At 73.3% G+C, this 26003-nt stretch carries 26 protein-coding genes; 14 read left to right on the plus strand and 12 right to left on the minus strand.

Annotated features, from left to right (window positions below; all coding sequences use genetic code 11):
• Nucleotides 1-55 precede the first annotated feature (55 nt).
• Entirely contained in the window at nucleotides 56-889 is an 834-nt protein-coding gene (locus AB0K25_RS05390) for a cytochrome c (protein WP_208568719.1), read from the minus strand.
• Nucleotides 890-961: 72 nt separating this feature from the next.
• A complete protein-coding gene (locus AB0K25_RS05395) occupies nucleotides 962-1561 on the minus strand; it encodes a heme-copper oxidase subunit III (protein WP_067314692.1) in 600 nt (199 codons plus the stop codon).
• 126 nt (nucleotides 1562-1687) lie between these two features.
• On the opposite strand from AB0K25_RS05395, the gene AB0K25_RS05400 reads away from it, so the two are divergent.
• The 5 genes from AB0K25_RS05400 to AB0K25_RS05420 all read left to right on the plus strand — a co-directional run bounded on the left by AB0K25_RS05400 (nucleotide 1688) and on the right by AB0K25_RS05420 (nucleotide 5272).
• On the plus strand, nucleotides 1688-2656 hold the full coding sequence (locus tag AB0K25_RS05400) for a cytochrome c oxidase assembly protein (RefSeq protein WP_357535746.1): 969 nt from the start codon (nucleotides 1688-1690) through the stop codon (nucleotides 2654-2656).
• Between the two features lie 175 nt (nucleotides 2657-2831).
• Complete coding sequence (locus AB0K25_RS05405; RefSeq protein ID WP_208568721.1) at nucleotides 2832-3227, plus strand: hypothetical protein; 396 nt, start codon at nucleotides 2832-2834, stop codon at nucleotides 3225-3227.
• 87 nt (nucleotides 3228-3314) lie between these two features.
• On the plus strand, nucleotides 3315-4361 hold the full coding sequence (gene trpD, locus AB0K25_RS05410; RefSeq protein WP_357535380.1) for an anthranilate phosphoribosyltransferase: 1047 nt from the start codon (nucleotides 3315-3317) through the stop codon (nucleotides 4359-4361).
• Nucleotides 4362-4550: 189 nt separating this feature from the next.
• Complete coding sequence (locus AB0K25_RS05415) at nucleotides 4551-4757, plus strand: hypothetical protein (protein ID WP_357535382.1); 207 nt, start codon at nucleotides 4551-4553, stop codon at nucleotides 4755-4757.
• Between the two features lie 101 nt (nucleotides 4758-4858).
• Complete coding sequence (locus tag AB0K25_RS05420) at nucleotides 4859-5272, plus strand: VOC family protein (RefSeq protein ID WP_363818599.1); 414 nt, start codon at nucleotides 4859-4861, stop codon at nucleotides 5270-5272.
• 203 nt (nucleotides 5273-5475) lie between these two features.
• On the opposite strand, the gene AB0K25_RS05425 is transcribed toward AB0K25_RS05420, so the two are convergent.
• Nucleotides 5476-5904: a cytochrome c oxidase subunit 4 gene (locus AB0K25_RS05425; protein WP_208568725.1), complete on the minus strand. Its 429-nt coding sequence runs from the start codon at nucleotides 5902-5904 to the stop codon at nucleotides 5476-5478.
• Between the two features lie 10 nt (nucleotides 5905-5914).
• Complete coding sequence (gene coxB, locus AB0K25_RS05430) at nucleotides 5915-6886, minus strand: cytochrome c oxidase subunit II (RefSeq protein ID WP_208568726.1); 972 nt, start codon at nucleotides 6884-6886, stop codon at nucleotides 5915-5917.
• Nucleotides 6887-7057: 171 nt separating this feature from the next.
• Here coxB and AB0K25_RS05435 point away from each other — a divergent pair, with 171 nt between their 5' ends.
• Complete coding sequence (locus tag AB0K25_RS05435; protein ID WP_363818602.1) at nucleotides 7058-8209, plus strand: aminotransferase class V-fold PLP-dependent enzyme; 1152 nt, start codon at nucleotides 7058-7060, stop codon at nucleotides 8207-8209.
• 149 nt (nucleotides 8210-8358) lie between these two features.
• Nucleotides 8359-8568 (plus strand): sulfurtransferase TusA family protein, encoded by a 210-nt coding sequence (locus tag AB0K25_RS05440; protein WP_219470244.1) that lies wholly within the window; start codon nucleotides 8359-8361, stop codon nucleotides 8566-8568.
• On the opposite strand, the gene AB0K25_RS05445 is transcribed toward AB0K25_RS05440, so the two are convergent.
• Nucleotides 8544-8861: a hypothetical protein gene (locus AB0K25_RS05445; protein WP_363818605.1), complete on the minus strand. Its 318-nt coding sequence runs from the start codon at nucleotides 8859-8861 to the stop codon at nucleotides 8544-8546. The genes AB0K25_RS05440 and AB0K25_RS05445 overlap by 25 nt on opposite strands.
• Before the next feature lie 104 nt (nucleotides 8862-8965).
• On the opposite strand from AB0K25_RS05445, the gene AB0K25_RS05450 reads away from it, so the two are divergent.
• Together AB0K25_RS05450 and AB0K25_RS05455 are read left to right on the plus strand one after the other, a co-directional pair.
• Nucleotides 8966-9814 (plus strand): helix-turn-helix transcriptional regulator, encoded by an 849-nt coding sequence (locus AB0K25_RS05450; RefSeq protein ID WP_363818608.1) that lies wholly within the window; start codon nucleotides 8966-8968, stop codon nucleotides 9812-9814.
• An 18-nt stretch (nucleotides 9815-9832) separates the two neighbouring features.
• Entirely contained in the window at nucleotides 9833-10042 is a 210-nt protein-coding gene (locus tag AB0K25_RS05455) for a DUF397 domain-containing protein (protein ID WP_219464041.1), read from the plus strand.
• Nucleotides 10043-10171: 129 nt separating this feature from the next.
• Here AB0K25_RS05455 and AB0K25_RS05460 read toward each other — a convergent pair whose 3' ends face one another.
• The 4 genes from AB0K25_RS05460 to AB0K25_RS05475 all read right to left on the minus strand — a co-directional run bounded on the left by AB0K25_RS05460 (nucleotide 10172) and on the right by AB0K25_RS05475 (nucleotide 13650).
• Nucleotides 10172-10672 (minus strand): ATP-binding protein, encoded by a 501-nt coding sequence (locus AB0K25_RS05460; RefSeq protein ID WP_363818611.1) that lies wholly within the window; start codon nucleotides 10670-10672, stop codon nucleotides 10172-10174.
• A complete protein-coding gene (locus AB0K25_RS05465; RefSeq protein WP_208568732.1) occupies nucleotides 10669-11646 on the minus strand; it encodes a carbohydrate kinase family protein in 978 nt (325 codons plus the stop codon). Before AB0K25_RS05465 ends, AB0K25_RS05460 begins: the two co-directional genes overlap by 4 nt.
• Nucleotides 11647-11901: 255 nt before the next feature.
• On the minus strand, nucleotides 11902-12270 hold the full coding sequence (gene erpA, locus AB0K25_RS05470) for an iron-sulfur cluster insertion protein ErpA (RefSeq protein WP_091237771.1): 369 nt from the start codon (nucleotides 12268-12270) through the stop codon (nucleotides 11902-11904).
• A gap of 243 nt (nucleotides 12271-12513) precedes the next feature.
• Nucleotides 12514-13650 (minus strand): glycerate kinase, encoded by a 1137-nt coding sequence (locus AB0K25_RS05475; RefSeq protein WP_219464044.1) that lies wholly within the window; start codon nucleotides 13648-13650, stop codon nucleotides 12514-12516.
• Nucleotides 13651-13745: 95 nt separating this feature from the next.
• Here AB0K25_RS05475 and nadA point away from each other — a divergent pair, with 95 nt between their 5' ends.
• The 3 genes from nadA to AB0K25_RS05490 all read left to right on the plus strand — a co-directional run bounded on the left by nadA (nucleotide 13746) and on the right by AB0K25_RS05490 (nucleotide 17274).
• Nucleotides 13746-14945, plus strand: coding sequence for a quinolinate synthase NadA (gene nadA / locus AB0K25_RS05480; protein ID WP_219464045.1), 1200 nt, complete (start codon nucleotides 13746-13748; stop codon nucleotides 14943-14945).
• A 239-nt stretch (nucleotides 14946-15184) separates the two neighbouring features.
• Nucleotides 15185-16540 (plus strand): UDP-N-acetylglucosamine 1-carboxyvinyltransferase, encoded by a 1356-nt coding sequence (gene murA, locus AB0K25_RS05485; RefSeq protein WP_208568735.1) that lies wholly within the window; start codon nucleotides 15185-15187, stop codon nucleotides 16538-16540.
• Between the two features lie 89 nt (nucleotides 16541-16629).
• Nucleotides 16630-17274 (plus strand): DUF3043 domain-containing protein, encoded by a 645-nt coding sequence (locus AB0K25_RS05490; protein WP_357014233.1) that lies wholly within the window; start codon nucleotides 16630-16632, stop codon nucleotides 17272-17274.
• A gap of 184 nt (nucleotides 17275-17458) precedes the next feature.
• Here AB0K25_RS05490 and AB0K25_RS05495 read toward each other — a convergent pair whose 3' ends face one another.
• From AB0K25_RS05495 to AB0K25_RS05505, 3 genes are read right to left on the minus strand one after another with little or no spacing between them, the layout of a single operon-like run.
• Nucleotides 17459-18439, minus strand: coding sequence for an ATP-binding cassette domain-containing protein (locus tag AB0K25_RS05495; protein WP_219464046.1), 981 nt, complete (start codon nucleotides 18437-18439; stop codon nucleotides 17459-17461).
• A complete protein-coding gene (locus AB0K25_RS05500) occupies nucleotides 18436-19278 on the minus strand; it encodes an ABC-2 family transporter protein (protein WP_308290861.1) in 843 nt (280 codons plus the stop codon). Before AB0K25_RS05500 ends, AB0K25_RS05495 begins: the two co-directional genes overlap by 4 nt.
• Nucleotides 19271-19996, minus strand: a complete 726-nt coding sequence (locus AB0K25_RS05505; RefSeq protein WP_363818618.1) for an ABC-2 family transporter protein — start codon at nucleotides 19994-19996, stop codon at nucleotides 19271-19273. The genes AB0K25_RS05500 and AB0K25_RS05505 overlap by 8 nt, the downstream gene beginning before the upstream one ends.
• A 284-nt stretch (nucleotides 19997-20280) precedes the next feature.
• Here AB0K25_RS05505 and AB0K25_RS05510 point away from each other — a divergent pair, with 284 nt between their 5' ends.
• Complete coding sequence (locus AB0K25_RS05510; RefSeq protein ID WP_363818621.1) at nucleotides 20281-24888, plus strand: WG repeat-containing protein; 4608 nt, start codon at nucleotides 20281-20283, stop codon at nucleotides 24886-24888.
• A 90-nt stretch (nucleotides 24889-24978) separates the two neighbouring features.
• Entirely contained in the window at nucleotides 24979-25977 is a 999-nt protein-coding gene (locus AB0K25_RS05515; RefSeq protein WP_219464048.1) for an aldo/keto reductase family protein, read from the plus strand.
• Nucleotides 25978-26003: the final 26 nt, after the last annotated feature.

Raw genomic sequence — 26003 nt, forward strand, 5'->3', positions numbered from 1 at the left:
CTACGGGCGGTGCCGGCGCACGGCACCACGGCAATGCTGTTGACGATCCGCTCGGTCACGACTTGCCCGCAATCCACAGGCTCGCGAAGACCAGCGCGACGATGCCCACCAGGAAGATCGCCAGACCCTCGGTGGACGGGCCGTACCGGCCGAGGTTGAAGCCACCCTGGTCCTGGTCGGCCTTCAGGGACTCCTGGATGTAGGCGATGATGTCCGCCTTCTGCTCCGGGGTGATCTGGTTGTCGCCGAACACCGGCATGTTCTGCGGGCCGCTGAGCATCGCGGCGTAGATCTGCGCGTCGCTGGCCGGTGCGAGGCTCGGGGCGTACTTGCCCGAGGAGAGCGCGCCGCCGCCGCCGCCGAAGGCGTGGCACTGCGAGCAGTTGATCCGGAACAGCTCGCCGCCGGTGGCGAGGTTGGCGCCCTCGCGGAGGTTGCCCTGCGGGACCTGCGGGCCGCCGCCGAGCTCCTGGATGTACTGGCCGAGCTGGCGGACCTGCTCGTCGGTGAAGACCGGCGGCTTGCGCATGGCCTGCGCCTCCTGCCGGGCCATCGGCATCCGACCGCTGCTGACCTGGAACTCCACCGAGGCGGAGCCGACACCGATCAGGCTCGGGCCACGACCCTCGACGCCCTGGGCGTTGCGGCCGTGGCAGGTCACGCAGCTCACGTCGAACAGCGCCCGACCCTCGGCTGCGGCACCGGTCAGCGGCGGGTTTTCCTGCGCCTGCACGCCGGGGGCGAAGACGGTGTAGGCGCCGCCGGCCAGCGTCAACGCGGCGATCAGCCGGAACGCCGCGCCCAGCCGGCGGCGGCCCCTGCTGCGCGCCGCGGGCCGCCCGCGCAGGCGCGCGAGCAGACCGCGTCGGCGGTCGTTGTCAGAAGTCATGACCTGTGTCCTTAACCGGTTGGACCTTGTCTCAGGGGACGGAGCAGCGGCGCGGAACGTGACACGCCAAGATCACTGAAGCCAGTAGATCATGGCGTAGAGCCCGATCCACACGACGTCGACGAAGTGCCAGTAGTACGACACGACGATCGCCGACGTGGCCTGGGCCGGGGTGAACCGGCCCATGGTCGTGCGGATCATGAAGATGATGAAGGCGATGAGACCGCCGGTCACGTGCAGGCCGTGGAAGCCGGTGGTCAGGTAGAACATCGACCCGTACCCGTCTTCGTTGATCTTCACGCCCTCGTGCACCAGGGTCAGGTACTCGTTCGCCTGGCCGAGCACGAAGATCAGACCCATCACGAAGGTGAGCGTGAACCAGCGCCGCAGGGCGTGGACGTCGCCCTTCTCGGCCGCGAAGACACCGAGCTGGCAGGTCACCGAGGACAGCACCAGGATCACCGTGAAGGTGGTCGCATAGGGGATGTTGAGTACCTCGGTGTGCTTCTCCCACTGCTCCGGCGCCGCCGCACGGATCGAGAAGTACATCGCGAACAGCGCCGCGAAGAACATGAGTTCGCTGGAGAGCCACACGATCGTCCCGACGCTGACCATGTTGGGCCGCGTCAGAGAGTGGATCCGGCTCTTGTCAATGGCTGGGGCCGCAGTCACGCGGTCATTATTGCCCTTGACCGGGGCGGGCCATCAGCGGGGGGCCAAACCCGGGTGAGGGATGGCCCGATCGTGGCGGTCCGGTTCGCCTGGCCTAGCCTGAAAAGCGTGCTGCACGTCGATTCGATCTTCGCCGCCACCTCGACGGCCCCGTCCACCGGCCTCGCGGCGGGCGGCGTCGAGGTACCGCCGCCGTTCGACATCACCCGGGTCTTCACCGAGACCCGGCTGGACAGCTGGCTCGCCCTGGGCCTGGTCCTCGCCGCCGGCCTCTACCTCTACGGGGTCCACCGGCTCCGGCTGCGCGGCGACCACTGGCCGGTGGTCCGTACCGTCTGCTTCCTCGGGCCGGGCCTGGGCGGCATCGCCGCGGTCACGGTCAGCGGCCTGCACGCCTACGACACCGCCCTGCTCTCGGTGCACATGGTGCAGCACATGGTGCTGTCGATGGTCTCCCCGATCTTCCTGGCCCTGGGCGCACCGATCACCCTGGCGCTGCGCACCCTGCCGGTCGGCCCGCGCAAACGGCTGCTGGCGGTGGTGCACAGCCGGATCGCCCGGATCTACAGCTTCCCGCTGGTGGCGTTCACCATCTTCGTGGTCAACCCGTTCGCGCTCTACTTCACCGACCTGTACCGCTACACCCTCGAACACGCCTGGGCGCACGAGCTGGTGCACGCGCACTTCATCATGACCGGCTGCGTGTTCTTCTGGCCGCTGCTCGGGCTGGACCCGTTGCCCGGCCGCTGGCCGTACCCGGCGCGGGCGCTGCTGATGCTGCTGTCGGTGCCGTTCCACACCGTGCTCGGGCTCACCATCATGCAGAGCACCACGCTGTTCGGCGGCGACTGGTACCCGTCGCTCAACCTGGCCTGGTCCGACCCGTGGAACGACCAGGTGGTCGCCGGCGGCGTCCTGTGGGCCGGCGGGGAGTTCGTCAGCGTGACGATGCTCGCGGTGCTGGTGGTGCAGTGGGTGAAGCAGTCCGAGCGGGAGGCCCGCCGGGTGGACCGCGAGCTGGACCGGCAGGAGGCCCGCGACCGCGCCGCCGAGGCCGCCGCCACCCCGGCCGCGGCCCCCGGAACCCCGTCCTGAGCTGCCGCGACACCCGGTCGACCCGGGGCCGGCAGGCGGGATGTCGGGTACGCCACACCGCCCGGTACGATCAACGGCAGCAACGAGGAGTACAGCCCATGAGTGAGCGCAGCGAGCGAGTCAGGCTCAGTGCGACGGTGCCTCATCACGGCACGGAGCGAAGCGGAGTGTCGGCATGAGCGAGCGTCTCTGCACCGTCCTGCTCTACAGCGACGACGCGCAGGTCCGGGACCGGATGCGGCTGGCCGTCGGCACCCGTCCCGCCCCCGGGATCACGATCGAGTTCGTCGAGGCGTCCGACTACTTCGGCTGCGTCCGGCTGGTCGACGACTACGAGATCGACCTGATGCTGCTCGACGGCGAGGCCAGCCCCGGCGGCGGCATCGGCATCGCCCGCCAGATCAAGGACGACCGGGAAGACGCCCCGCCCACCTGCGTGGTCATCGCCCGCGCCGCCGACCGATGGCTCGCCTCGTACGCGCAGGTCGACGGCGTGCTGATGCACCCGCTCGACCCGGTGACCACCGGCACCACGGTCGCCGAGCTGCTGCGTACGCACGCCGCCGCCTGAGTCGGACGCACTCGGCGGCGTCCCTGGCGCCCGGGGTGACGGGCGCGCCCCTCCACCCGCATCCCACGCCCGCTCGGGAGGCCCACCATGGGCGAACGGACCTGGCCGCACCTGCTCAACGCGCTGCTGCGCGGCGACGAGCTGTCCACCGCCGACACCGCCTGGGCGATGAACGAGATCATGGCCGGTGCCGCCGGCCCGGCGCAGATCGCCGGCTTCGCGGTCGCGCTGCGCGCCAAGGGTGAGACCCCTGCCGAACTGGCCGGTCTGGTCGAGGCGATGCTCGACAACTCGGTGCCGGTGACCCTGCCGGAGGAGCTGCGGCGCACCTCGGTCGACGTGGTGGGCACCGGGGGTGACCTCGCCCACACGGTCAACATCTCGACCATGACCGCACTGGTGGTGGCCGGTGCCGGCGTCCCGGTGGTCAAGCACGGCAACCGGGCCGCCTCGTCCCTGTGCGGCACCGCCGACCTGCTGGAGTTCTTCGGCCTACCGCTGGATCTGGGCCCCGAGCAGGTGGCCAGGTGCGTGACCGAGGCCGGCATCGGCTTCTGCTTCGCGCCCCGGTTCCACCCCGGGTACCGGCACGCCGGCCCGGTCCGCCGGGAGATCGGCGTGCCGACCGCGTTCAACTTCCTCGGCCCGCTGACCAACCCGGCCCGGCCGCACGCAGGCGCGGTCGGCTGCTTCGACGCCCGGATGGCCTCCGTGATGGCCGAGGTCTTCGCCGGTCGGGGCGACTCGGTGATCGTGATGCGCGGCGAGGACGGCCTGGACGAGTTCACCACCGCCGCGCCGACCCGGGTCTGGGTGGCCCAGCAGGGCGCCGTCCGGGAGGCCGTGTTGGACGCGGCCGACCTCGGGGTGCCCCGGGCCACCCTGGCCGACCTACGGGGCGGTGACGCCGCGCACAACGCCGCCGTGGCCCGCCGGCTGCTCGCCGGCGAGACCGGTCCGGTACGCGACGCCGTCCTGGTCAACGCGGCCGTCGCGCTGGCCACCCAGACCCCGCTGGACGGTGACCTCACCGAGGCGGTACGCGCCGGCATGGCCCGGGCCGCCGAGTCCGTCGACTCGGGGGCGGCGGCGGCCGTCCTGGACCGCTGGGTCGACGTCGCCCGTTCCCTCTGACCCGCCGTTCAGCGCGGCCCGCTCTGACCCGCCGTTCAGCGCGGCCCGCTCCCCCGGGCCGAGCGGTGTGCCGGGCGGGGCTGGCGGGGAAGTGTCGGAGGGGCGTGGGAAACTACATGGGAGTAATTTTCCGTTTCCGGTGATGGCGGCGATGTCCATCGGCGGGTTCCGGAACGAGAGGAGACGCCCGTGTCGGACCGCGAGCTCTACTGCGACACCTGCGAGGGCGTTCAGCCGTTCGAGGTGCCGCCGTGCGCCGACGGCCACGGTGCCGACTGCCCCGAGCTGGCCTGCACCGGCTGCGGCACGGCGGTGCTGATCGCCACCTTCGCCTTCCAGCCCACCCGCCTGGCCGACCGTCGCCGCCGCCCGTCAGCCGGTCGTCACGCGGCCTGACCCCTGCCGGTCGTCACGCGGCCTGACCCCTGCCGGGCACCGCCGGCTCCCTGGTCCTGTCGGGAGATCCGGCCTGCTCAGTTGCGTGGCAGGATCACCGGATGCTCCGACTCACGGATTTCATCATCGACTGCCCGGACACCATGAGGCTGGCGGCCTTCTACGCCGCGGTGACGGCGGGTCGCCCGGTCAGGGAGGGCAGTGACGGGGACTGGGCCGGCATCCGGTTCGGCGAGATCGAGCTGGCCTTCATCAGGGTGACGGATTACCGCGCCCCGCAGTGGCCCGACGGCGAGCACCCCAAACAGTTCCACCTCGACTTCGAGGTCGATGACATCGAGGCCGAGCAGGCCCGCGTCCTGGCCCTCGGCGCGACCCTGGCGCAGGATTTCCTCGGCCCCGAAGGCTACGGATGGCGGGTCTACACCGACCCGGTCGGTCACCCCTTCTGCCTCTGCCGCAACAGGGGTGTCACCTGGACCGACCAGGGACCCGTCTGGCCCGAGCCGGCCTGATCCACTCAGCCTGCCTGATCCACCCAGGCCGAGCCGAAACAGCGGCATCAGCCCGCCGGGGACACCGCGACTTCGGCCCCCTGGAGTCGATCACCCGCCCAACGACGACAGGCCCGCCTCCCCGGGTGGGGGGGGCGGGCCCGTCGGGTGGTTCTCCGGGCGCTGACGCGGCGAACGGGGCTCGCCGCGAGCAGGCCGGTGGGTCAGTGCTCGGCGGTGCGGCGGGTGCCGGAGTAGTACTCGAAGAGCAGGCCACAGGCGGTGACGATGACCAGCACCAGACCGAGGCCCAGCAGCCAGAACTGCCAGAACACCAGGCCCAGGCCGGCGACCGCGGCGGCCAGCGCGAGGCCGAACGGCCAGTAGCTGCCGGGGCTGAAGAAGCCGATCTCGCCCGCGCCGTCGGCGATCTCGCCGTCCGGCCGGTCCTCCGGGCGCAGGTCGATACGGCGGGAGACGAACCAGAAGAAGCCGCCGCACATCGCGCAGAGCAGGAAGGACAGCAGCAGGGCCACCGTGCCGACCCACTCGACCTGGCCACCGGAGTCGCCGTACGTCCAGGCGCCGTAGAGGATCGTCGCGCCGAGGAGGAACCCGGCGATGATGAGGAAGATGCGCCACTCGGTCTTCATGCCGGATACCTCAGTTTCCCGCGCCCGCGGACGCGCCGTCCGGGTTGAAGTTGTCCTTGGTCCGCCGGGTGTCGAACGGCTGGGTGGTCTTCGCGTACGGGTCCTGGCCGATGGCGGTGAGAGCCTCCTGCGTCGACTTGCCGTCCCGCTTGGCCGCCAGGAACTGGTCGTACGCCTCCGGGGAGACCACCCGCAGCTCGAAGTTCATGAAGGCGTGGTAGCTGCCGCACAGCTCGGCGCAGCGGCCCACGTACGCCCCCTCGGACTCCAGCTTGGAGACCTCGAACACGTTACGGATCTTGCCGGGCATCACGTCGCGCTTGAACAGCAGCTCCGGCACCCAGAAGGAGTGGATGACGTCGCGGCTGGTCTCCTCGAACCGGATGGACCGGTTGGTCGGCAGCACCAGCACCGGGATGACCTCGCTGGTGCCCAGCACCGACGCCACGGTGTTGGCCTCGGTGCCCTGGCCGTCGCGGTAGTTGAACTGCCAGTTCCACTTGAAGGCGACGACCTCGACGGTGACGTCGGGGTTCTTGGTCGTCCGCACCACGTCGGTCTGGACCACGGCCGTGTAGTAGAAGAGCACCGAGACGATCAGGATCGGCGCGATGGTGTAGAGGAACTCCATCGGCAGGTTGTAGCGGGTCTGCACCGGCAGCTCGTTGCCGCGCTTGCGGTAACGCACCACACACCAGAAGATCAGGCCCCAGACGAAGACACCGACCGCCAGGGCGGCGATGCAGGAGGCGATCCACAGGTCGTACATCCGGTGCGATTCGGGGGTGATGCCGCCCTGCGGCCAGCCGAAGCCGTCGACCGAGCGGCCGACGTCACACCCGGTGAGCAGAACCAGCAGCGCAGCTCCGCCGAGACCGAGCCCGGCGAGCCGGCCAGCACCACGCCGCCGACGCTCACCGGCTCCGGGGGAAGCGCTGTGCCGTACGGCCGACGGCCGTACCTCCGAACTCCTTGCGACCACCTGGTCCTGCCTCCCTAGCGCGCCGCGGTGGGGCTTTCCATCAGCACCGACGGCAAAGGCGTCACCGACGGTCGCAGATTACTCGACCATGGCGGGCTCGACCGTCTTGGGGTCGCTGTCCGACCCCATCGGGGGGATCGTGGCCATCCCGACGCGATAGCGTCGTCAGCCGTGAGTGCCCACCCGGTCTACCTGGACGCGGCCACTGCCGCGCCGCTGCACCCGGTCGCCCGGCAGGCGTTGCTGGCGGCCCTCGACGACGGCTGGGCCGACCCCGCCCGCCTCTACAGCCGGGCCCGTCGGGCCGCCCAACTCCTCGACGCCGCCCGCGAGGCCACCGCCGGCACCCTCGGCGTCCGCCCCGACGAGGTCTCCTTCACCCCCAGCGGTACGCACGCCGCGCACTCCGCCGTGCTCGGCGGCCTGGCCGGTCGGCAGCGCACCGGCGACACGCTTGTGCACTCGGCGATCGAACACTCGGCGGTGCTGCACGCCGCGCAGCGGCACGTGGCGGCCGGTGGCACCGCGACCTCCGTAGCGGTGGACCGGCTCGGCCGGCTCGACCTGACCGCCTGGGCGGCGGCGGTGCGCTCCCCCGGGGTGGCGCTGGCGACGCTGATCGGGGCCAGTCACGAGGTGGGCACCGTGCAGCCGGTCACCGGGGCGGCCGACGCCTGCGCCACCGTCGGGGTGCCGCTGCACGTCGACGCGGCCCAGCTCGTCGGCCGGGTGCCGGTGCCGGACGGGTGGTCGGTGCTGACCGCCAGCGCGCACAAGTGGGGCGGCCCACCCGGCGTCGGGCTGCTCGTGGTCCGCAAGGGCACCCGCTGGGAGTCGCCGTGGCCGGCCGACGAGCGGGAGTTCGGACGTACCCCCGGGGTGGTGAACCTGCCGGCGGTGGTGGCGGCGGCGGCGAGCCTGCGCGCGGCGGCGGCCGACGCGGCGGCCGAGGCGGCCCGGCTGACCCCGCTGGTGGACCTGATCCGGGCCCGGGTCGCCGCCGAGGTGCCGGACGTGGAGGTCGTCGGCGACCCCGTCGACCGGCTCCCCCACCTGGTCACCTTCTCCTGCCTGTACGTCGACGGCGAGGTGCTGCTGCACGCGTTGGACCGGCGCGGCTTCGCCGTCTCCTCCGGCTCCTCCTGCACCTCCTCGACGCTGCGCCCGTCGCACGTGCTGGAGGCGATGGGGGTGCTGTCGCACGGCAACGTCCGGGTCTCGCTGCACCGGGAGACCACCACGGCGGACGTCGAGCGGTTCCTCGCCGAACTGCCCGGGATCGTCGCCGACCTGCGCGCCGACGCCGGCGTGGTGGGCCTGTGACCACCCCGCCCAGCCCGGACAGCCCCCCGACCAGCGCGGACAGCCCCCCGACCGGCGCGGACAGCCTCCCGACCGGCGCGGACGGCCTCCCGACCGGGCCGGGCGGCGGCGAGGCCGGACCGGGCGGCGACGGGGCGGGGCCGGTCGAGGTGCTGGACTGTCGGGGGCAGCGCTGCCCGCTACCGGTGATCGCGCTGGCCCGCCGGCTGCCTGAGCTGCCCGTCGGCGCGGTGCTGCGGGTCCTCGCCGACGACCCGGCCGCCGCCGTGGACATCCCCGCCTGGTGCCGGATGCGCGCCCAGCAGTTCGTCACCGCCATCCCCGACGGCCCGGGCTACGAGGTACGCCGCACCCACTGACCCACCCCGCCCCGCCCCGCTCCGTCGATCCAGATCAGGCGGAGGCGGCGACCGGTGCGGGTGAAGAGCCGCAACGCGCTCTCGGCGTCGGCGAAGTGCCCGGTCGACGTTCTCCCGTCGTGGCGCAGCAGCGCGCTGTCCGGGAACGCCACGCCCCAGGCGAAGACCCCGCCGTCGAGGCGGTCGCCGTACTCCTCGCAGAGCGCGAACCGGCGTGGGGCGAACTCGTTCGCCAGGTCGACGAGCATCAGGTGGAACTCCTCGGGCGTGCCGAGCGGCGCGGGGTCGGGCATGACCACCTCCAAGAGTCGTTGCTATACGTATAGCCCCCATCCTTGCTCTTTGGAAGACTCGACGGCATGATGTTCTCGTCGGTACACAGTGGTGGAGGCGATACATGGGCAGGCGGACAGATCCTTCGGCGCTGCGCTGGCTGATCGGTGCCGAGCTGGGTCGGTATCGCCGCGAGGCACCGATGACGCTGACCGAGCTGTCGGCCCGCACCGGCATCGGCAAGCCGAAGCTCGGCCACATGGAGACCGGCCGTTACCAGCAGTTTCCCGAGGACATCGCGGCCGTGCTCCGCGCCTGCGGGGCCGACCAGCCGGCGATCGACCGGCTGACCACGCTGGCCGGCCGCTCCGACGCCAGGACCTGGTGGGCACCCTGGGCCGCGGTGATGCCTGACTGGTTCAAGACGTACGTCGGGCTGGAAGGGCTGGCCGACGGGGCGTTCGTGTTCGAGTCGATGGTCATCCCCGGCCTGCTCCAGACCGAGGAGTACGCCCAGGCGCTGACCCTGGGCACCGGATTCGTCCGCCCCGACCACGCCGAACGTTTCGTGTCCTTCCGGCAGACCCGGGCCCGGCGGCTCACCGACGACGACCCGCTCACCCTGCACGCGGTGATCGGCGAGGCGGCGCTGCGGCTACGGGTCAACGGCGACGAGACCCGGCGGGCCCAGCTCGCCCACCTGGCCACCATGTCCGAGCTGCCGAACGTCACCGTGCAGGTGCTCCGCCCCGAGGACGGCCCGCACGCCGCCGGTGCGATCGGCAAATTCGTCCTGCTGGACTTCGCCAACGTGCGCCCGATCGCCTACACCGAGGTGCTGGACGGGGCGGTGTACGTGCAGGACCCGGACGGTGTCCGCACCTATAGCATGGTGGCAGACAACCTGCGCCAGGTCGCCCTCTCGCCCGCCGAGTCGCGCGCGTTGATCAGGGAGTTGGCCGGCGCGGCCTAACGCCCCTCGGAGGCCACCGTGCGCACCCCCGACCCCACCACCGCCCGCTGGTTCACCAGCAGCCGCAGCACCAACAACGGCGACTGCGTCGAGTGCGCCGTCCTGCCCGACCGGATGGCGGTGCGGGACAGCAAGGACCCCTCCGGCCCGGTGCTGTTCTTCCCCGCCCGCCAGTGGTCCGCGTTCGTCGCCGCCACCCCGGCCCGCTCCCCCGGTCAGGCCGGCTGACCTCGCCCGGCGCAAGGCGGACGGCCTTCCCCGAAATCGGCCGCCAGCCCCACCAGCCGCACGCCAGGTGCCCCGGACCGGGACAGCCAGGTACCCAGACCGGGATCGGGACAGCCAGTCGGGTCGGGATCAGGTGAGGTAACGCAGGAGCGCCGGGAGCGGGTCGATCGCGATGGCGGTGTCGACCACCAGCCGGGGGCCGATCAACGGTTCGTACTCCGCGCCACGCTGCCGGGTCTGCTCCCAGGTCGGAGCGTGCGGGTCGGCGGCGTGCCGGGCCTCGACCCGGCGACGCAGCTCCGCCTCGTCACCGCAGTGCACCTCGATCAGCCGCAGCGGCACCCCGGACCGCACGGCCAGGTCGAGCCAGAGCCCTCGCGCGCCGGCCACCGGGTTCGCCGCGTCGACCACCACGCTGGTGCCCAGCCCGAGCTGCACCTCGGCCAGCCCGGCCAACGCGTCGTAGCCGGCCAGGCCCGTGCCGGGGCCGGTCAGCCCGTGCCGGGCCAGTGCCCGCTCGATCGGGTCGACAGGCAGCACCGGGGCACCCAGGGCCACGCCGACCTGCCGGGCGATGGTGCTCTTACCCACCCCCGGCAGACCGGCGAAGACGACCAGGAGCTGCGTCACGGCACCAGGTGTGGCCGGACGTCCTGGGCGGCGGCGTCCCCGTACGACTCGGCCAGCCGCTTGACGAACACGTCGCGGCGCACGTCGTACTCCTGGGTGCCAACGGTCTCCAGGACCAGGGCGGCCAGCAGCGAACCGACCTGGGCGGCACGTTCCAGGCCGAGGCCCCAGGACAGGGCGGCAAAGAAACCGGCCCGGAAGCCGTCACCGACCCCGGTGGGGTCGACGGCCCGCGCGTCCCGGACGATCGGCACCCGCAACGACTCCCCGTCCCGGGTGGCGATCTCCACGCCGTCCTTGCCGAGGGTGGTGACCCGGACCTTCACCCGTTCCAGGAGCTGGGCGTCGGTGAGGCCGGCCTTGCTCTGCAGCAGCGACTTCTCGTACTCGTTGGTCATCAGGTACTCGGCGCCGTCGATCAGCGCGACCACGTCGTCGCCGTCCATCCGGGCGAGCTGCTGCGACGGGTCGGCGACGAAGGCGTAGCCGCGGTCCCGGCACTCGGCCGAGTGCCGGATCATCGCCTCCGGGTCGTTCGCGCTGACCAGGACCAGGTCGAGGCCGCCGAGCCGGTCCGCGACGGGGCCCAGCTCGATGTTGCGGGCCTCGCTCATCGCACCGGCATAGAACGAGGCGATCTGGCACATGTCGGTGTCGGTGGTGCAGACGAAACGGGCGGTGTGCGCCACCTCGCTGACGTGCACCGAGTCGCAGTCCACGCCGTGCCGCTCCAGCCAGGAACGGTAGTCGGCGAAGTCGGCACCCACCGCGCCGAGCAGGATCGGGCTCAGCCCGAGCTGCCCCATGCCGAAGGCGATGTTGGCGGCCACCCCGCCCCGGCGCAACACCAGGTCGTCCACCAGGAAGGAGAGCGACACCTTGTGCAACTGGTCGGCGATGAGCTGGTCGGCGAAGCGACCCGGGAAGCTCATCAGGTGGTCGGTCGCGATCGAGCCGGTCACGGCGATCTTCATGTCAACCCTCGGGGTCGGGAGCACGGCGCGGGTCAGCCTACCGGTCGCGCGCGAACGACGGTCGACGGTCGGACGGGCACCGGCCACCACCTGCTCATCCGCCCGCCACACACCGGCAACCCCGTGCCACCGGGCACATCGGCACGAGCAGCCCGGCCACCGCGACCGGCACCGCCTCGGCCCGGACAGGGTTGCCGGACGCGCGCCGGGGCCGCCCCGTGGTGGGGCGGCCCCGGCGACGGCGACGGTCGCGACTCAGCTGAACGAGTCGCCGCAGGCGCAGGAGCTGCCCGCGTTGGGGTTGTCGATGGTGAAGCCCTGGGCGTCGATCCGGTCGGCGAAGTCGATGGTCGCCCCGGAGAGGTAGGGGGCGCTCATCCGGTCGACGACGACGCCGACGCCGTCGAAGTCGGTGACGACGTCACCGTCGAGCGAACGCTCGTCGAAGAAGAGCTGGTACCGCAGGCCGGAGCAGCCACCCGGCTGCACCGCGACCCTGAGCCGCAGGTCGTCGCGGCCTTCCTGCTCGATCAGGGCCTTGACCTTCTGCGCCGCGACGTCGGTGAGGACGACGGAAGTAGGGGCCTGGGCCTCGGTCGAGTCGGTCTGCGCTGGCGTGGTCACGTGGAAATCTCCCTGCGCGGTATGGGTCCGGACACCCTGGTCAACAGCACGCGTCGCCCAGTGATTCCCGGTTTGGTCCAGCTTCGATGGTACGCCGCCCCGGCCGACCCCACCCGGCCGGCGTGATCGCCGCTCCAGGCCACCCGCACCACCCCACCCGCACCACACCCACCCGCCCGCGCCCACCCGGCGCACGTGCGAGCCGGTCGCACCCCGGTGGTCCGGCCCACCCCGGTGGTCCGGTCAGCGGCTCCACTGGCGGGCCAGTCGGGCACCGAGCGCCCGCAGCCCCTCGACGGGCCGGCCCATCGCCGCCGCCACCCCGCCGCGTTCCTCACCACCGAAGTGCTCCACCAGGCTGTACGCCTCGGTCACCCCGGCAGAGGCGGCCTCCCGCCGGCCGGTGCTCACCCGACCCGCCAGCACCACGCAGGGCACCCCCCGGTCGCGGGCCGCCCCGGCCACCCCGGCGACCACCTTGCCGCGCAGCGACTGGTGGTCGAACGATCCCTCCCCGGTGATCACCAGATCGCAGTCGTCGAGCGCGGCCTCCAGCCCGATCGCCCGGCTGACCAGGTCGATGCCGGATTCGCAGCGCCCGCCGAGGGCCAGGATCGCCGCGCCGAGGCCGCCGGCCGCGCCGCCACCGGGCAGCGTGCCCAGGCCGGGCGGGCAGCCGGGCAGGTCCCGTTCCAGCACCGCCGCCCACCGCTGCAGTGCGGCGTCGAGCAGCAGCACGTCGGCCCGGTCGGCGCCCTTCTGCGGACCGTAGACGTTGCTCGCGCCGTGCAGGCCGAGCAGCGGGTTGTCCACGTCGGTGGCGGCGACCAGGGTCACCCCGCGCAGTCGGGGGACACCGTCGAGGGCGGCGACGGCGGTCAGCGCCGCACCGCCGTACGGCAGGGCCCGGCCGGCGTCGTCGAGCGGGGTCGCACCGAGCGCGGTGAACAGGCCGGCCCCGCCGTCGTTGGTGCCGGAGCCGCCCAGCCCGATCACCACCGTCCGGGCCCCGTGCTCCACGGCGGCGGCGACCAGCGCGCCGAGGCCGTACGAGGTGGCGGCCTTCGGGTCCCGCTCGGCGGCGGCCAGCAGGTGCAGCCCGCAGGCCTGGGCGCTCTCCAGGTAGCCGACGCCGTCGGCGGTGAGCAGGATCTCACCGGTGACGGGCCGGCCCAGCGGGTCGAGGGTGGAGACCGGCACCCGCCGCCCGTCGAGAGCGTCGGCGAGCACCGTGACGAAGCCCGGCCCGCCGTCGGCGAGGGGACGGATGAGCAGCTCGCCGGCGTCGTCCACCTCGCGCCAGCCGGCGGCGACGGCGGCCGCCACCTCGGGCGCTTCCAGGGTGCCGGCGAACTTGTCGGGACAGAGCAGCACGCGCATGCCCAGAGTGTGGCAGGCCACATCGGCGCGGGGGCAGTGTGGCAGCCCACACCGGCAGCGGTCGTGCGAACGCCCCGTTGTGGGACCATGAGGACGTGACTTCGACCTGGGTGGAACCCTCCAACACGGCGACCGCGCTGCTGCTCCTCGGCCGCGGCAGCGACCCCGCCACCGAGCGTGGCGTGGAGTGTCCGGGAGACCTGCCGGCGCCGAGCGACCCGGACCTGGTGGCCCGGGCGGCGGCGGCGAAGGCCGCGCTGGGCACGAAGGTGTTCGTTCTCGGCCACCACTACCAGCGCGACGAGGTGATCCAGTTCGCCGACGTCACCGGCGACTCGTTCAAGCTGGCCCGGGAGGCGGCGGCCCGCCCCGACGCGGAGTACATCGTCTTCTGCGGCGTGCACTTCATGGCCGAGAGCGCGGACATCCTCACCACCGACGCGCAGCGGGTGATCCTGCCCGACCTGGCGGCCGGTTGCTCGATGGCCGACATGGCGGTGCTGTCGCAGGTCGAGCGGGCCTGGGAGGTGCTGACCGACCTGGGCGTCGCGGCGGACACCGTGCCGGTGACGTACATGAACTCCTCGGCGGACATCAAGGGCTTCGTCGGCCGCAACGGCGGTGTGGTCTGCACCTCGTCGAACGCCAAGCGGGCGCTGGACTGGGCCTACGCGCAGGGTTCGAAGGTGCTGTTCCTGCCCGACCAGCACCTGGGCCGCAACACGGCGGTGCTGGAGATGGGCTACTCGCTCGACGACTGCGTGCTCTACGACCCGCACAAGCCGAACGGTGGGCTCACCGCCGAGGAGCTGCGCGACGCCAAGATGATCCTGTGGCGCGGGCACTGCTCGGTGCACGGCCGGTTCACCCTGGACAGCGTCGCCGACGTCCGGGCCCGGGTGCCCGGGGTCAACGTGCTGGTGCACCCGGAGTGCCGGCACGAGGTGGTCACCGCCGCCGACCAGGTCGGTTCGACGGAGTACATCATCAAGGCGATCGAGGCGGCACCGGCCGGCTCGGCGTGGGCGGTCGGCACCGAGCTGAACCTGGTCCGCCGGCTGGCGCTGGCCCACCCCGACAAGCAGATCATGTTCCTGGACAAGGCGGTCTGCTACTGCTCCACGATGAACCGGATCGACCTGCCGCACCTGGTCTGGGCGTTGGAGGAGCTGGTCGCCGGCCGGGTGGTCAACCAGATCACCGTCGACGCGGACACCGCGCACCACGCCCGGGTGGCGCTGGACCAGATGCTCGCGCTGCCGGGTGCCGACACCCCGCCGCCCGCCGCAACCTGACCACCTACGGTCACCGCCGAGGTACGGGAACGTACCGGATTCACCGGTTCGTTCCGTAACCCGTGCGGTGACCGATTCCTATTTCGTCACGGAGGGCTATGCTGCCGGGGCGACGTACCACGGGGACCGTTTTGAGCCGGCCCCGTCCCGGGTAGCTGGACAGCTCGTATCGGACAGCTGGACAGCATGCCCCATCATCGACTCACCCCGCACCACCCGACACGCGCTGGAGGTTTGCGTTGACGGACGACGTCCTGGTCGTACACGGAGGTACCCCGCTCGAAGGGCGGATCCGCGTGCGCGGCGCGAAGAACCTGGTCTCCAAGGCGATGGTCGCGGCCCTGCTGGGCGACTCGCCCAGCCGGCTGTTCGACGTCCCCAAGATCCGTGACGTCGAGGTGGTCCGCGGGCTGCTCGGCCTGCACGGGGTGAAGGTGACCGACGGCACCGAGGACGGCGAGCTGGTCTTCGACCCGTCCAACGTCGAGAGCGCCAGCACCGACCAGATCAACGTGCACGCCGGGTCCAGCCGGATCCCGATCCTGTTCTGCGGCCCGCTGCTGCACCGGCTCGGCCACGCGTTCATCCCCGACCTGGGCGGCTGCCACATCGGCCCCCGCCCGATCGACTTCCACCTCCAGGCGCTGCGCGAGTTCGGCGCGACGGTGGAGAAGACCCCCGAGGGTCTGCACCTGTCCGCACCCAACGGGCTGCACGGCACGAAGTTCGCCCTGCCGTACCCGAGCGTCGGCGCGACCGAGCAGGTGCTACTGACCGCGGTGATGGCCGAGGGCGTCACCGAGCTGCGCAACGCCGCCGTCGAGCCCGAGATCATCGACCTGATCTGCATCCTGCAGAAGATGGGCGCGATCATCAAGGTGCACACCGACCGGGTGATCGAGATCCAGGGCGTCAAGCGGCTGCACGGCTACAGCCACCGGCCGATCCCGGACCGGATCGAGGCGGCGAGCTGGGCGGCGGCGGCGCTGGCCACCCGGGGTCACGTCGAGGTGCTCGGCGCGCAGCAGGCCGACATGATGACCTTCCTCAACATCTTCCGCTCCGTCGGCGGCGAGTACGAGGTCACCGACGCCCGGCCGCCGAAGCTCAGCGACCCGGGCCAGGAGGGCGGCATCCGGTTCTGGCACCCCGGCGGTGAGCTGAACGCGGTGGCGTTGGAGACCGACGTGCACCCCGGCTTCATGACCGACTGGCAGCAGCCCCTCGTCGTGGCGCTGACCCAGGCCCGGGGCCTGTCGATCGTCCACGAGACGGTCTACGAGCAGCGGCTGGGCTACACCGAGGCGCTGAACACGATGGGCGCCAACATCCAGGTCTACCGGGACTGCCTCGGCGGCACCCCGTGCCGGTTCGGCCGGCGCAACTTCAAGCACTCCGCGGTGATCGCCGGCCCGAGCAAGCTGCACGCCGCCGACCTGGTCATCCCGGACCTGCGGGCCGGGTTCAGCCACCTGATCGCGGCACTCGCCGCCGAGGGCACCTCCCGGGTGTACGGCGTCGACCTGATCAACCGGGGCTACGAGGACTTCGAGGCCAAGCTGGCCAGCCTCGGCGCGCACGTAGAACGGCCGTAACCGACCGTCCCCCCGGCGGCCCCGACCGCCACCCGACGGCCCCCGTGGGCCCGTTCGACCCGCTCCACCGAGCGCCCGGTGCACCCGTGATGTGCACCGGGCGCCGTCGGGTGGCTACCCTTCACCTCGTGCCGTCGCTGTTTCGCCGCAAGTCCGCCGACTCCGACTCCTCCGCCACCGCCACGGTGGTGACCGAGGAGCCATCCGCCGCGCGCCCCCGGGGCTACACCCCGAGCAAGAAGGAACTGGGCGTCGAGACCCCGAAACGGCCGGTCGCCGGCCGCCGGCCGGCCGGTCCGACCCGGCCGCTGACCAAGGAGGAAGCCCGGGAGCAGCGCCGCAAGGCGCGCACCGAGGCCGCCGCCGAGTTCCGCCGCGAGGGCGGCCCCCGGGACCGGGGGCCGGAGCGGCTGCTGGCCCGCAACGTCGTCGACTCGCGGCGGACGATCGGCACCTGGTTCTTCGGTGGCGCGTTGATCGTGCTGATCGGGTCGAACGCCGCGATGCCGCAGGCGATCCGGCTCGCCTCCAACGTCGTGTGGGGGGCGCTCGCGCTCGGCGTGGTGATCGACTCGGTGCTGATCTCCCGCCGGATCAAGAAGCTGGTGCGGGAGCGCCACCCCAACAGCGGCGAGCGGATGGGTTCGCTCTACCTCTACGCGATCATGCGGTCGATCACCTTCCGCCGGATGCGCGCCCCGGCACCCCGGGTGAACATCGGCGACCCGATCTGACCGACGTCTCCCGACGGCCCCGCCCCGGTGGCGGGGCCGTCGTCGTGTCCGGAAGCCGTCGCCGCGTCCGGAAGCCGTCGCCGCGTCCGGAAGCCGTCGCCGCGTCCGGAAGCCGTCGCCGCGTCCGGAAGCCGTCGTCGCGTCCGGCGGCTCGGAACGGCGGGCGGGACCGGTCCGGGACCGGTCAGGACGGGCGGCGCGGGTCGGGGGCCGGGCTGCGGTAGAGCCGGGCCACCACGTCCTCGATGTCCGGTTCGACGATCGAGACGTCACGCAGCGCGGCCAGCCCGGCCAGCGCGGAGACCACCTCCGCCACCCCCGCCGACTCCAGCGCGTAGACCAACCGGCGGCCGTCGGCCTCGACCCGGTGCAGCGGCGCCCCCACCGGCTGCGGCGGCGTCGACAACGGGGCGTCCAACTCGGCGACGACCAGCCGGCGGGAACCGTAGCGGGCGTGCAGGGCGGCGATCGAACCGTCGTGCACCACCCGGCCGTGGTCGACCACCACCAGCCGGGCGCAGAGCCGCTCGATGTCGGCCAGGTCGTGGGTGGTCAGCACCAGCGTGGTGTCACCGGCCCGGCCCAACTCGGCGAGGAACCCCCGGACCGCCTGCTTGCTCACCACGTCCAGCCCGATGGTCGGCTCGTCGAGGAAGAGCACCTGCGGGCCGTGCAGCAGCGCCGCGGTCAACTCGCCGCGCATCCGCTGCCCCAGCGACAACTGCCGCACCGGGGTGTCCAGGAAGGCGTCCAGGTCGAGCAGGTCACGACAGCGGCGCAGCCGGGCGGCGTGGTCGGCGGCAGGCACCCGGTAGAGGTGGCGCAGCAGGTCGAACGAGTCGCCCAGCGGCAGGTCCCACCACAACTGGGACCGCTGGCCGAAGACCACCCCGATGCGCAGCGCCAGCCGGGTCCGGTCGGCGACCGGGCGCAGGCCGCAGACCCGGGCCTGACCCGCCGACGGGCTCAGCACCCCGGTGAGCATCTTCAGGGTGGTCGACTTGCCCGCCCCGTTCGGGCCGATGTAGCCGAGCATCTCGCCCTGCTCCACCCGCAGGTCGATGCCGTCCACGGCGGTGACCGTCCGCTTCTCCCGGCGTAGCCGGCCCGCCTTCACCCGTACCGTGAACTCCTTGCGTAGCCCGTCCAGTTCGATGACGCTCATGACCCCGTACTCCGGTAGTGGCGGATGCCGGTGCGCCAGGCCGTCGCCGCGAGCGCGGCGGCGACCAGGGCCACCGCCGGCGCCGCCCAGCCGGCCCACGACGGCAGGCCGAGCGGGTCGGCGCGGCCCAGCAGCGCCAGCGCCGGCTGGTAACTGACGAAGGCGAACCCCAGGCCGTACGCGAAGGCGGCCCGGAACCACCCGTCGAAGATGGTCACCGGGTACGTGGTGAAGTCCCGCCCGCCGTAGGTGACCGAGTTGGCCAGCTCACCGGAGTCCACCCACCAGAACGACACGGTGGCGGTCGCCACGAAGAGCGACCCGAAGAACACCACCCCGGCCAGCGGGGCGACCACCGCCAACGCCACCCGGGCCGGCGTCCAGTCGATCCCGGCCGAGGTCAGCGCCACCACCAGCACGCCCACCCCGAACACGCCCCGGGACACCTTGCGCAGCGGCAGGTTCATCAGCAGCAGTTGGGGCAGCGCGCCGAGCGGGCGCAGCAGCACCGCGTCGAACAGGCCGGTCCGCACGTGGGTGGGCAGCCGCTCGATGTTGCCGACCAGCAGGTCCGCCACCGCGAAGGCGCTGGCCGACAGCCCCACCATCACCAGCGTCTCGCGCAGCGTGAACCCGCCCAGCTCCCGGGTCACCCCGTAGATCACCAGGACGGTGACCACGTCGAACACGGTGGCCCCCACGTTGCCCAGCAGGTCCAGCAGGAACGATGCCCGGTACGCCGTCTGCGACCGGGCCTGCGCCCCGAGCAGCGCCCGGTACGCCCGCAACGTCCCACCCGACCGGACCGCCTCGCCGGTGCACACCCCCTGCTCAACCACCCTGCACCACCAGCCGACGTTCGGCCCGCCGCTGCACCAGCCGGCAGGCGGCCAGCACCAGCACCGCCCAGCCGAGCTGGAGCGCGACCAGGCCGACCTGGACGGCCGGCGGATCCCGCTCCACCAGCACGTCCAGCGGGGTCTGCAGCAGGCTCGGGAACGGGGTGCCACACCACAGCACCAGTTGCAGCCACTCCGGCAGAAACCGCAACGGGAAGTAGAGCCCGGCCAGCACCCCCGAGCCGAGGGTCCACAGCAGCAACGGACCCCGCGCGTCCTGCCACCAGTACGCGGTGGCGTTGACCAGGAACCGGCAACCGAAGCAGAGCACCACGGCGGTCACCACGGAGACCACGAAGAGCCCGACGGTGGGCCACCGCGACGGCAGGTAGACGTCGAAGAACAACGGCCCCACCAGGACCGGCGGCAGCAGCCGGGCCAGCGCCGCGTAGCCTGCCCGACCCAGGTCGGTGGCGAGGTAGCTGGTCACCGCGTGCACCGGGCGGAGCAGGTCGGCGGCCACGTCACCGGTGCGGATCCGGTCGGCCAGGTCGCTCCAGCCCCAGAGCAGCACCACGGCGAGCAGCCCCTGCCCCACCCAGACGAAGGTCGCGAGCTGTGGCCGGTCGTACCCACCGACGGTCCCGGAACCGGCCGCGGCCAGCAGCACCGCGCAGCGCAGGAAGCCGAACACGGTGTTGGTCACGGCACCGGCCACGGCCGCCTGCCGGTAGGTGGAGTAACGACGGAAGCCGGCCCGGGATAAAGCCCCGAATGTCCGGAACCATCGGGTAACGTTTGCGCTCGTGGCCGGTGCCACAGTGGCGGTGACCGAGCCCACGCCGTTACCCTCCTTCCGCAGCCCCGCCGTGCCGGACGGGGGACTCTACCGGCATCCCGGAGCGCCCCGCACGACAATTTGCAACGAGGTGACACCGCCGTGAGCGAGCGACGCGAGCCGGGCATCGGACCGCGCCGCACGCGTGGCCACGGAGCCCCCCGATGACGGGCGGTTGGCCCGACCGTTGGGACGCCCCGCCGGAACCCGCCTGGGTGATCGAGCCGACCGGCGAATGGCATCCCCAGTTCCCCGGCCAGCGCTACCCCGGCGACATCGGCAGCCAGTACGCCGACCCCCGGGGGCGGGTCGCCGCCTCCGGTCGTGCCGAGGTGCCCCCACTCGCCCCGACCCGCCCCGACGGCACCTACCTCGGCCGGTCCTGGGCCGACCAGCAGGACGACCAGACGAACCTCAGGGGCGAACCGCACACCGACCACGACGCGTACCGGCGACCGACCGACGACGCGTACCGGCGGCTCCCGGACGAGCCGATCTGGCAGCGGGAACGCCGTCAGCCCGCAGCGGACCGGCACGTACCCGACCGGTACGACGCACTGTCGGCCCTGGACGGGCAGACCGGCCGGACCAACTGGTCCGACCGGCGGCGCGGCACCGCCGAGCCGGCCCCGACCGGGTGGCACCGCGACCAGGCCGGCGGCGACCGGCACGACGCTGGCCGGCACGACGACACCGGGCGGCACGACGACACCGGCCGGCACGACGCCCCGCCCCGCCAGGACCGCACCGCCCCCGGTGTCACGCCGGTCTCCCCCGGCCGCCCTCCGGTATCCCCCGCCCCCCGCCACGAGCCGCCCCACGGTGCCCGGCCCGACCGGTCCACCGAACCGGGCTGGGGGGCCGCCCCGACGCAGAACCCACCCCGCCGCCGGGTCACCGGGGAACGCCCCAGCGCCGACCGTCGCACCACCGACGACACACACGACTACGACCGGCTGACCGCCGAGGACTTCGCCGAGCCCGACCAGCGGGCCGGCAACGGCGCGCAGCACCGCACCACCGGTGGGTACGAACCTCGCCCGGCCCGGCCGGCACCGACCGGACGGGACCTGCCACCCCGGTTCCGCGACGACGACCCGCTGCGGTCCCCCCGCCGGGACGACGACGGACGACCCGCCGCGCACAGCCACGACGACCAGCGGTACCGCCTGCCCGGGGACGCCCCACGGCACCGCCCGCCCGACGGCGGCCGAGGGGCGATGGCCGCCATTCCCGAGGAGCGTTGGCAGCACCCGCGCGGGCCCGACGAGCGCCGGTCGCCGGACCCACGCGAGGCGGCCGTGCGCAGCGAGTCGTACCCCGACCTACGCTCCCGCGAGGTGGTCACACCACCCCGCGAGCCGTGGAACACCCCCGGCACCGACCGGGCGGAGCCGCTGCGCCCCGCCCGGGAAGCGGAGCACGGTCGCGACGTCCGGCAGCCGTACTCCCGGCCGGAACGCCACCCGGCGGAGGCGACCCGGCCCCCCGCCCCGCCTGCCCCGTCCGGCCCGTGGGGTCCCCGTCCCGGCCCGCCCCCGGCGCAGCCCGGCGAGCACCCCGCCACTGCCCGCCCGGGCGACGCCACCAACCCGGGCGTCGGGCGGCCCGACCCGGTGCCGCCGGGCACGCCCGTACCGCCGGCCGACCTGCCGACCCGGCAGCGCCGCACCGACCGGTGGTCGCCCACGCCCGACCCGGACGAGACCGCCCCGGTCTCGGCGCCGCCGGCCGCCCGGTTGCACCTCGAGTTCCGCCAGCCCACGCCGGCCACCCCGCCGGCCGACCGGCCCACCACGGGGTCCGGCACCGACCGGGCCGTTCCCGGGCGGACCCCGGCGGCGGCCACGGCTGGCTCCGCAACCGACCGGACCGCTCTGGAGATCACCCCGGACCGACCACGCCGGTACGTCCCACCGACGCCGGAACCCGACCCGACCGACCACCGGGACACCGCTGCCCGTACCACGTCCGGGGGTCCCGCAGCCTGGTTCCAACCCGGCCGCTCGGCCTCCGCACCAACCACGCCCGCCGCACCGTCCAGCCCGACCACACCGCCCGGCCCAACCACAACACCGCCCGGCCCGACGCCCACGCCGCCCGGCCCGACCGTGTCGCACAGGCCGACCGCGTCGGCCGGCGCTGCGCCCGCCACGGTCGAGCCGCCGGCACCGCGCACCGGTCGACCGGCCTCCACCCCACCCCCCTCGGACGTGTCACGGGCGGAGGGCACGGAGGTCCGGGCCCCCCGGTCGCCGGCCCCCGACGCCGCTCCCCGGCCGACCCCGCCCATCGCTCCCCCTCCCGCCGAGGACCGGCCGGAGACCCCGGTAGCCGACGCCGCCGACACCCGTGGGCGGCCGACCGTCGTCGACCGAGAAACGGGGTCGGCCGCCCACGGGCTCGCCGAGCGCGAAACGGGGTCGGTGGACCTGGCGACCAGTTCCGGCGCCTCCGGCACCCGACCCAGTCCCGACCGTGGTCCCCTGCCGACCGCCGGTCGGGACGCCCCGTCCCCCGTCGCCGGCCCCCCGGGTGGAACCGGGCTGCCTCCGTCAACTGACCCCGGCACGGCCGGCCCCGGCACGGTTGCCGGCTCCCGCCCGACCGCCCCTGTCACGGACGGCACCGGCACGGACGAAACCGGACCGGCCGACGACGATCCGGCCACCGGTACCGCCACGGGCGTGAGTGCCGCCGCGGCGGCGACCGCCGCTCCCACGCCGCCCGACACCGCAACGGTGCCCGACGCCTCAACGGTGCCCGACACCGCAACGCCGCCGGGCACCACGCCACCGCCGGGCACCGCAACACCGCCCCGCCCGACAGCGCCGACCGATACCCCGCCATCGCGCGACACCACAGCACCGCCGGGCACCACGCCACCGCCCGGTACCCCGGCACGGACCGGCACCACGCCACGCGCCGGCACCACAGCACCGGTCGACACCCCGGCACTGACCAGCGCGGGGGTGTCGAACGCCACGGCAGCGCCGACCGCCGCCGGAGTTCCGCCGGGCGACCTCGCACGGGCAACCGCCGCGCCCGCCACCGACGCAGTGGCCGACGCCGTCGGGCCGGCCGGTGGCACACCGGAGCCGGCCACCACCGGGACCCGACCGGACACCACCGGGGTCCAGCAGGACACCACCGGGGTCCAGCAGACCGCTACCGGGGTCCAGCAGACCGCTACCGGGGTCCAGCCGGAGACCACCAGCCTGGCGGCGACGGTGGTCGGCGGCCTGGACCGGACGTCATCTCCGGACCGGCCCCCGGCTCCGGGGCGAGCCACGACCACGGACCCGACCACCAGCACGGAACGGAACACGGCTCCCGAAGGGGCCACGACCACCGGGCAGACCTCGACCACGGACCGGTCCGGCACTGCCGAACAGGCTGCGACACCCGAGCTGGTCCCGGCCACGGGCGGTGCCGCTGCTGCCCGGCAGGCCGCGTCGACGCACCTGCCCCAGGGCGATCCGGAGCAGGCGCTGGCCGGCTACCGGTGGCAGCTGGACCCGCAGACCCTGCGCGAGGTGGTCGACGACCCGACCGAACTACGACTCATCCGCCGCCGGTTGACCGAGAAGCTCGCCTCGGCCCTGGACAACCGGGCCCGGGCCCGGCTGCTCAGTCTCCGGGCGGTGCTCTCCCGGCTGGTCGGCGACCTCGCCGACGCGGTGGCCGACGGCCGGCTCGCGCTGACCTACGCCGAGGCGACCGGTGAACTGCGGCGTACCGCGCTGGCCCGGGCGCGGCTGGCCGAGGCGCTGCGCTGGAAGGGTGAGTTCGCCGAGGCCGACCGGCTCTTCGCCGAGGCCAACTCGACGGAGCTGCCGGACCGGCTGCGGTCGGCCCTGCACGAGCACGCCGGCCGGTGCTGCTATGACCAGGGCCGGTTGATCGAGGCGTGCGGGCACTTCGAGCGGGCCCTCGACCTGCACCGGGCCGACGATCCGGAGCTGACCGAGCGGATCGGGGTGGCGCTGGACGCGGTGTACGCGCGGGCGGTGGCCCGGGAGGGGTTCGGGCCGTACCCACGCAGCCGTGACGAGGTGCGGCACGGCCGCCGGTCCCCGCGGCCCACCCAGGACGGCCGGGGCCGCTGGGGGTACGCGGACACCGACGGTGACCTCGTCGTCGACTACCGCTACGCCGAGGCGCAGCCGTTCCACGAGCGGCTGGCCTGGGTACGCCGCCCCGACCAGGCCGGCTGGGAGCTGATCGACGAGTCGGGCGTCACCCGGCTCGACACCGCGTACGCCCGGGTGCTGGCCTTCTCCGACGGCCTGGCCTGGGTGTCGCAGGGCGGCGACGCGGACTGGTCGGCGATCGAGCCCGACGGCACGGTGGTGGTGCCGGCGGGTTTCGAGGAGGTACGACCGTTCCGGGCCGGGGTGGCGGCCGTACGGCGGGGCGGCTGGGGGGCGGTGGACCGGCACGGTCGACTGGTCGTCCCCCCGCGCTACCACGGGCTCGACACGATGCTGTCCGACGGTCGCCGGCTCGACGGCTTCACCGACGAGGGGCTGGCCGTGGTGGAGCTGGCCGGCCGCCGGGGCGTGCTCGACCGCACCGGCGCGGTGCTGGTCCGGCCGGTGCACCCGGCGTTGGTGATCCATCCGGTGGCGTTCCTGGTCGGCGACGGGATGAGCCACTGGGGGGCGTTGGACCGGCGGGGCGAACCGCTGATCCCCCCGGTGCACCCCGACTGGGACACGGTGGTGGCGGAGATCGACAGGCTGCTCGCCGACACCCACCCGGTGCTCTGACGCCCATCCGGTGCACCGACGCCCACCGGGTGCTCTGATGCCCGACCGCGTCGGCGGGTGCCCGGGGCCGGTCGGGGCTAGGGTCGCAGGATGGAATTCCGACACCTTGGCCGTTCGGGCCTCATGGTCAGTGAGATCTCGTACGGCAACTGGATCACCCACGGTTCCCAGGTCGAGGAGGAGGCGGCGCTGGCGTGTGTCCGGGCCGCCCTGGACAACGGCATCACCACCTTCGACACCGCCGACGTCTACGCCGGCACGCGCGCCGAGACGGTGCTCGGCAAGGCCCTCGCCGGGGAGCGCCGGGAGGGGTTGGAGATCTTCACCAAGGTCTACTGGCCGACCGGCCCCGGCCGCAACGACCGTGGCCTGTCCCGCAAGCACATCATGGAGTCGATCAACGGTTCGCTACGCCGCCTCCAGACCGACCACGTGGACCTCTACCAGGCCCACCGGTACGACTACAGCACGCCGCTGGAGGAGACGATGGAGGCGTTCGCCGACGTCGTACGTGCCGGCAAGGCGCACTACATCGGTGTGTCGGAGTGGAAGGCGTCACAGCTGCGCGAGGCGCACGCCCTCGCCCGGGAACTGCGCATCCCGCTGGTGTCCAACCAGCCGCAGTACTCGATGCTGTGGCGGGTCATCGAGGCCGAGGTGGTGCCCGCCAGCGAGGAGCTGGGCATCTCCCAGATCGTCTGGTCGCCGATGGCCCAGGGGGTGCTGTCCGGCAAGTACCTGCCGGGCCAGCCGCCGCCGGCCGGTTCCCGGGCCACCGACGAGAAGTCCGGTGCCAACTTCATCGCGCAGTGGCTGGGCGACGAGGTGCTGACCCGGGTGCAGCAGCTCAAGCCGCTCGCCGAGCAGGCCGGGCTGACCATGCCGCAGCTCGCCGTCGCCTGGGTGCTCCAGAACCGCAACGTCGCCTCGGCGATCATCGGCGCGTCCCGCCCCGACCAGGTGCACGACAACGTCAAGGCGGCCGGGGTGACCCTGGAGGCCGACCTGCTCAAGGCCATCGACGAGATCGTCGCCCCGGTCACCGAGCGGGACCCGGCCAAGACCGAGAGCCCGGCCCAGCGCCCCTGACCGGCGCCGGTCCCATCCCACCCCGT

Origin of the sequence: Micromonospora sp. NPDC049257 (assembly GCF_040678915.1) — a bacterium.
In the GTDB taxonomy this organism is placed as follows: domain Bacteria; phylum Actinomycetota; class Actinomycetes; order Mycobacteriales; family Micromonosporaceae; genus Micromonospora; species Micromonospora antibiotica.